The organism is Synechococcus sp. WC101 (assembly GCF_047461555.1).
Lineage (GTDB): Bacteria > Cyanobacteriota > Cyanobacteriia > Thermostichales > Thermostichaceae > Thermostichus.
Map to the genome: position 1 here is coordinate 1 of NZ_JANSHG010000140.1, position 6588 is coordinate 6588.

The 6588-nt window shown below is 63.9% G+C and carries 6 protein-coding genes and 1 pseudogene; 3 read left to right on the forward strand and 4 right to left on the reverse strand.

What is annotated here, in order from left to right; translation table 11 throughout:
- A pseudogene (locus tag NW809_RS09810) lies at window positions 1-554 on the forward strand (hypothetical protein); the annotation flags it as partial.
- On the opposite strand, the gene NW809_RS09815 reads toward NW809_RS09810, so the two are convergent.
- The 3 genes from NW809_RS09815 to NW809_RS09825 all read right to left on the reverse strand — a co-directional run bounded on the left by NW809_RS09815 (window position 551) and on the right by NW809_RS09825 (window position 2787).
- Complete coding sequence (locus NW809_RS09815; RefSeq protein ID WP_414402030.1) at window positions 551-2017, reverse strand: DASH family cryptochrome; 1467 nt, start codon at window positions 2015-2017, stop codon at window positions 551-553. The pseudogene NW809_RS09810 and the gene NW809_RS09815 sit on opposite strands and share 4 nt — an antisense overlap.
- A 1-nt stretch (window position 2018) precedes the next feature.
- Entirely contained in the window at window positions 2019-2348 is a 330-nt protein-coding gene (locus NW809_RS09820; protein WP_240527754.1) for an HU family DNA-binding protein, read from the reverse strand.
- A 241-nt stretch (window positions 2349-2589) separates the two neighbouring features.
- The gene (locus NW809_RS09825) at window positions 2590-2787 is read right to left on the reverse strand and encodes a cytochrome b6f subunit family protein (protein ID WP_414346629.1); all 198 of its coding nucleotides are present in this window, start codon (window positions 2785-2787) and stop codon (window positions 2590-2592) included.
- A 155-nt stretch (window positions 2788-2942) separates the two neighbouring features.
- Here NW809_RS09825 and NW809_RS09830 point away from each other — a divergent pair, with 155 nt between their 5' ends.
- Window positions 2943-3404, forward strand: coding sequence for an ATP-binding protein (locus tag NW809_RS09830; protein WP_276307391.1), 462 nt, complete (start codon window positions 2943-2945; stop codon window positions 3402-3404).
- Window positions 3405-3414: 10 nt separating this feature from the next.
- Here the strand turns inward: NW809_RS09830 and NW809_RS09835 are convergent, their stop codons facing one another.
- The gene (locus NW809_RS09835; protein ID WP_414402031.1) at window positions 3415-5202 is read right to left on the reverse strand and encodes a DUF3352 domain-containing protein; all 1788 of its coding nucleotides are present in this window, start codon (window positions 5200-5202) and stop codon (window positions 3415-3417) included.
- Between the two features lie 96 nt (window positions 5203-5298).
- Here NW809_RS09835 and pheT point away from each other — a divergent pair.
- On the forward strand, window positions 5299-6588 hold a 1290-nt coding region (pheT, locus tag NW809_RS09840), incomplete at its 3' end, for a phenylalanine--tRNA ligase subunit beta (protein ID WP_414402032.1).

A 6588-nucleotide genomic window follows, 5' to 3' on the forward strand; every position in this document is an offset into this window, starting at 1 on the left:
GCGCCGATCGTCGCATCCGCCGCATCAGCCCCGCTGGCGAGGTCACCACAGCGGCTGGCACCGGCCAGCCGGGATCCGCCGATGGGCCGGCAGACCAAGCTCAGCTCTTGCAACCCACGGCCCTAGCGGTGGACAGGGAAGGGAATCTCTGGATTGCAGACCGGCATCGCCTGCGCCGGCTCTCTGCCGACGGGCAACTGACCACCCTCTCGCGGGCGGAAGCAGGCTACCGCGATGGCCCCTTGGCGGAAGCCCGTTTTCAAACTCTTGCAGGTCTGGCCTTCGATAGGTCGGGGATCCTCTGGCTAGCCGACCGAGACAACCATCGCTTGCGGCGCCTGCAGCCCAATGGACAGGTTTCCACCTTGGCCGGACAGGATGAGCCAGGCTGGCAGGATGGCCCTGCTTCTGTGGCTCGGTTTGAACAGCCCGGCGATTTGCTCGTTTTGCCAGATGGCAGCGTGGTGGTGGTGGATGCAGGTTTGCCTGGCCTGCGCCGTCTTAGCCGCCTCCTCCCCCCGCCCGCTACTCCCGTTTCCAGGGGATCCCCCTAGCCGCGGCGGTAGCGGGCCAGGGCCGCTTCGTAAGCCCGCCGACTGGCCTGCAGGGACTTTTCCAGATCCACCACAGGGCGGGGATAGTCCACCCCTAGCCGCACGCCAAACTGCTTTTGCTCGGCGGCGCTGAGGCGATAGGGCTCGTGGATCTTGTCCCCGGGGATCCCGGCCAGTTCCGGCAGCCAGTGGCGCAGGTAGTGGCCCTGGGGATCGTAGTCGCGGGATTGCTTGGGAATGTGGAAGTAGCGGAAGCCGCGGGCATCGTTCCCTACGCCGGCGGTGTAGTTCCAGTTGCCGTAGTTGCTGGCCACGTCGTAGTCAATCAGCAGCGATTCAAACCATTCCGCCCCCAGACGCCAGTCGATCCCCAGGTTTTTGGTGAGGAAGCTGGCCACATTCTGCCGCCCGCGGTTGGACATGAAGCCGGTGGCTGCCAGCTCCCGCATGTTGGCGTCCACCAGGGGGTAGCCGGTCTCGCCGCGGCACCAAGCCTGGAAGCGATCCCCGTCCTGCTGCCAAGGGATGGGGATCCCCTGGATCCCTGCGGGGCGAAACAGCTTGGCCCCATGCTTGGCCAAGATGAAGCGAAAGTAGTCCCGCCACAGCAGCTCAAACACCAGCCAGTAGGTGGATTCGTTGCGCACCCGCTCCTCCTCGTAGCGCTTGACTTCGGCGTAGACAACGCGAGGGGAGATGCAGCCCAACGCCAACCAGGCAGAAAGGCGCGAGCTGTCGTTGGGATCCAGCATGCCGTTGCGGGTTTCTTTGTAGACGCGCAGCCGGTCCAGATCCCAGATATAGGTCTGCAGGCGGGCCTGGGCGGCGGTGCTGCCGCCGGCATAGACAAAGCGGGCGCGGGGATCCGGCGGCGGCAAGCTCAACCCCAGCGCCGCCAGGGTGGGCAGGGGGCCAGGATCTAGCCCCGGCGGCAGGGGCGGCAGGGAAGGGATGGGCAGGGGAGCGCGAACCTCGGCCTTGGCTTCCACCTGCTGGCGAAAGCGGGTAAACACCTCCGGCAGGTCTGCCAGGGCAAAGGGGAGATCTTCGGGGTGGTAGAGGGTGTGACCCCAGTCCAGATGGAGCCGGATCCCCAAGGGCTGCAGCGCTTGCTGCAGGGCCTCAGCAACCGCCTCCTCCTCGGTGCCCACCTCTTCGTGGGCATAGACGGCCTCCACCCCCCACTCCCGCGCCAGGGCCGGGATCACCTGCTCCGGCTGGCCTTGGCGAATGACTAGGTCAGAGCCGCGGGCCCGGAGCTGCTGCCGCAGGTCGGCCAGGCTCTCCAGCAGGAACTGGGCGCGGAAAGAGCCGGTCTTGGGAAAGCCAAAGGCCGTCTGTCCAAAGTGGCGCGGATCTAGGCAATAGAGGGGAATGAGGAGAGATCCCTGCTGGCAAGCCCGCGTCAGCGGCTGGTGATCTAGCAGGCGCAAATCGGTGCGAAACCAGAGCAAAACGGCCATTCTAGACGGATGCCAGCGCTTCCGCTTCTTCTTGGGGATCCCTCCTGGGTCGCCCCAGTTCCGGGCTGGGGACGAAATGGGGCACCTGGGCAGCGGGGATGTGGATGGGGGCCTTGGTGCGCGGGTGATAGGTTTGCCGGGCCGGGCGGTAGCGCAACGAGAAGGTGCCAAAGCGCGCCAGCCGCACCGATCCTCCTTCCGCCAGACATTGGCTGATGCTGTCTAGCATTGCCTCCAGAGCAGCGGCAGCCATTTTGACGGTCAGGCCATCCACCTGGGCGGCCATCTGGCGGGCCAGCAAACGACGATTCAAATGGGGAAGAGAAGCCACGACCACTTATCCAGACAACGGCAACGGGACAACAGCGGCCCTGAGCTTGATGCTCCCAACCTGATATGGCGAGAACTCCATCGGAAAAGAGAACGGCATCTCCCCGGCCGGCTACCTGAAGCTGAAATGTAGGCTTGAGGAAACTGAGAGCTGGGGCGGCCACCTTGCGGCAACTTACACGCAGAGAGGATCCGACACCGCAACTGCCACTAATCCACTGTCTAGCCGGTAGCCAGACTGCTCAACTCGGCTCATCCTTGGCGTGGCCGGAATCGACCACTTCCAGCTCGCTCTCGAAAAACCAGTGCCGGGAGCGATCGGGAAATTCCAAAATGTAGCCGATGCCACTGCCATCGACCACCCGCCGTGCCAGCACCACAGCCTCCTTGCCCACCAGCGCGCTCACCTCTTCTTGTCCGCGATCCTGAATAGAGCGCACCCTAACCTTATCCCCAACTTTGATCACCATAGTCGATCAGGGTAACCGCGAAGAGCTTTACCACTCAAGATGGTACGCCAAAAAGGATCCCTGCCGGAATCTGGCCCGACCGGGCTGAGGCCAACGGGGATTGGCTAGGATGGAAAAAGAGCGTTGTGCCCCCGACTGCCCCTGTGATTGCCCTCTCCCTCAAGCCAGCCCACTGCTCCTGGAGCGTTATCAGCTTTCCCTCCACCCTCTATACCCAGCCGGTTCTGGATTTGTTGATTGCCAAAGTTCCCCCCCCCTGGAGGGCGGAGGTGCGTTTGGGCCTGCAAGAGGCGATCATCAATGCCGTTCGCCACGGCAATGGCCTGGATCCCAACAAGAGGGTGATCGTCGAATACGCCAGCTCCGAGCCGTTTTATCAGTGGCTGGTGCGGGATCAGGGATCCGGCTTTCGTCCCCAGGAGGAGCTAAACCGCTGCCGCTGCGGCATCCTGGAAACGGAAGAGTCAGGGCGGGGAATGCTCCTGCTCACCCAAATTTTCGACTTTGTGCAGTGGAACGAGACGGGCAACCAGCTCTACTTGGGCAAGTACATTCACCCCGGCTGCCGGGATCCCTGGATAGTTTGACGGGCTCCACTCAGTACCACTGCCAAAATAGCTTGCCCCTCTGGAGGAGCCAGTGCCCCCGATCCGGATAGGGAGCCTCGGACAGCGTCAGGGCAGTGGTGGCGAAGGCCAGGCGCGTGGACGACCAGCGGGATCCCTGCAGTTGGGGCAGCCAAGTTTCCGGTAGAACCCCCAGGGATCCGTACCCATAGCCCAGGTTGCGGTGGGGCAGGGGGGCCACCAGGCTGCGCCAGGCGCGGCTGGCGCTCAAGGGAGGATCCGCCAGGGCCGCTTCCAAAGCCGCCAAAGAAGAAGCCAGGTAGGAGTAGCCTTCCCGGTCGGTGTGGTACACCTGGGCCGAGAGAGGCGATGCTTCCGGGATGGCGGGCAGGGCTTGGGGAAGAGCCTCTGCCGCCTGCACCCGGGGAGAGCCTCCCCTGCCGCTGACCTGCAGCAGCCCACCGGCCAAGAGGGGGATGTCTTCTCGCGGCGTGGAGTGGCTTGGCTGGGGTTGCGGCTGGGCCGCCGGCTTGCTCCAGACAGTGGCGGTGCCATGCTTAGTTGCAATCGACACCACCTGCCAGCCCTGGGCGATTGCCCGCTCATCCAGCGTTGGCGCATCCGGCCTCTTGCCAACCCACAGCCAGGCCAGTTCCCCATCCGTGGGCAAAAAGGCAAGGGCGAACTCTCCCCTTTCCGGCAACAAGTGCTGCCAGTCCAGCTCCACCTGCAATTGCAACTGCTGCAGCCATTGGCCGGGATCCAGCCGCAGGCCGAAGAGGCTCAGGGGTTGCATCCGCCCCAAGCTCTGCCAAAGGTTGGCCCAGTTCTGTCCGGAAATTAGCGCTAGCGTCTCGTCGGGCAGATGCCGAATAACCTGCGGATGAAAAGCTTCTACCGTCGGCAAAGCGAACTCAGCAGGCGTATGCCAAAGGGTGGCAGTTTCGGCCACCAACCCCCGAAAGTTGACCCCCAGCCCCAGCCCCACTGCCTGCAACGCCAGAGCGTCGGGAGAGGGCGATTCCGGATTTTGCCAGAAAGCCCAACCCACATGCGCCTCCTGTAGCGGCTGGATCACCTGCCGAAACTGCGGCTTGCTCACCAACGACAACTGCGGCAACTGCCACGCATCGATGGCGGCGCGAATGGCAGCAGCCTGTTCTGCCAGCAGCACATAGCGCTCGCCGAAAAGGGCTGCCGTGAACCCCTGCAACTCCGGAAGCGGGCTGGACACCACCTGAATGCCCTTGTAGGTATCCACCTGCACTGGCAAGCCGGCCAAGCTCTGCCGCTCCCACAACAGGTTCAGCTCGAATTGGGCAAGCGCCGCGTCGCGGGTTTCCAAGGCAACCAAGGTGCCCCACTCCGGCAAGCTGGCCAAGAGGGTGCTTTTCCCCAGCCAGGGCTGCACCTCCCGCTCGAAATCCAGGGCTCCCCCGGCCAGCATGGCTCCCAACCAGCCCGGGCCTGCGCCGGAGAAAAACTTCCGCCACTGCTGACGAGTGGCGCGTCGCTGGGAAGCGGGGGTTGCCGCTTGCCAAAATGCCTGCAAATCCTCGAGAGGGGCGGCCAGCAGCAACAGCGCCTGGGTGGAACGGGGAGCTAGGCCCACAATCGGCGGCAGCGCCGGGCGAGATAGCAACAAAGCCAGAGGGCTTTGGGTGAGCAGCCAGGTGATAGCCCACACCACCAGGGCAGCCAGAAGGCCCAGACCGATCAGGATCCCGCGCAAGAGTTGCCGTTGTCCCATACCCACATCCACAGCCTGAAAGACGCGCCGTCTTGCCTCGATGCCAGTACCTCGGCACGGCGTAACCATCTTACCTGCGAGGGGAAGTTTGCGCGCCTTGCTTGCCTTTGGCCCGAACTCGGAGTGAGCGATAATGGGTGCGGCGTTTGCAGCGATGGCTCAGCGATGCGCATTTCCTTGAAGTGGCTGCGGGAATTGGTGGACTTTGAGCTTTCCCCGGAAGAATTGGCAGAAGCCCTCACTCTGGTGGGGTTTGAGGTGGAGGAGATTGAAGATCGCCGCAGTTGGGCAGAAGGGGTGGTGCTGGGCAGGATCCTAGCCGCCGAGCCCCATCCCAATGCTGACAAGCTGCGCGTTTGCCAGGTGGACTTGGGATCTGAGCAACCGGCCACCATCGTCTGCGGAGCGGCCAACGCCCGCGCCGGCTTGCTGGTTCCTGTGGCCACGCCGGGCACTCATCTGCCCGCTGTGAACCTGACCATTGCCAAAGCGGAGAAACGGGGAGTGCTCTCGGAAGGCATGATCTGCTCTTTGGCCGAGCTGGGGCTGGAGAGGGCTTCGGAAGGGATCCACGAATTTCCGCCTGATTTGGATCTCAAGGCCCACCCGCTGGGGTCTGACGCCCGCCCGCTGCTAGGCCTGGACGATGTGGTGTTGGATCTCACTTCCACCGCCAACCGCGCCGATGCTCTGAGCATGGTGGGGATCGCCCGCGAGGTGGCCGCCCTCACCCGCAACCCGCTGCGCCTGCCGCCGGTTCAGCCCCTACAGGCCAAGCCCATCCCCAACTTCAACCTGCGCATTGCCGACGCCAAGGCCTGCCCCGCCTACAGTGGCGTGTTGATCGAGGGAGTGAAGGTCGGCCCTTCTCCCGACTGGCTTAAGCATCGCCTGGCCGCCGCTGGCATGCGCTCCATCAACAATGTTGTCGATGTTACCAACTTGATCTTGCTGGAATGGGGCCAGCCCCTGCACGCCTTCGATTGGGATCGCCTGCTGCAGGTCATGGGCAAGAAGAAGCCCACTATTGAGGTGCGCTTTGCCCAGGCGGGAGAAACCCTGAAAACCCTGGACGGCCAAACCCGCACCTTGCACCCTGAAAGCCATCTCATCGTGGCCGGCGGCCAGCCGGTAGCCCTAGCAGGTGTGATGGGGGGAGAAGAGACAGAAGTGAGCTCGGCCACCACCAGCATTTTTTTGGAGGCCGCCCTCTTCGACCCGGTGGTGACGCGCCGCTCGGCCCGCTCGCAGGGACTGCGCACGGAAGCCTCGGCCCGCTATGAGCGGGGGGTTAATTTTGCCACCCTCGACCTGGCGCGGGATCGGGCGGTGCAGTTGATTTTGGAGCTGGCGGGAGGATCGGTGGTTGGCCTCACCACCTTTGACCAACGGCCACCGCTGGAGCGGACGCTGAAGCTGCGGCTGTCGCGCCTCATCGACGTGTTGGGGGAAGAG

Bases quoted from the DNA above. Each gene is read 5' to 3' on its own strand.
- NW809_RS09835 (WP_414402031.1), bottom strand. From the start codon at position 5,202: ATGGTTACGCCGTGCCGAGGTACTGGCATCGAGGCAAGACGGCGCGTC.
- NW809_RS09815 (WP_414402030.1), bottom strand. From the start codon at position 2,017: ATGGCCGTTTTGCTCTGGTTTCGCACCGATTTGCGCCTGCTAGATCAC.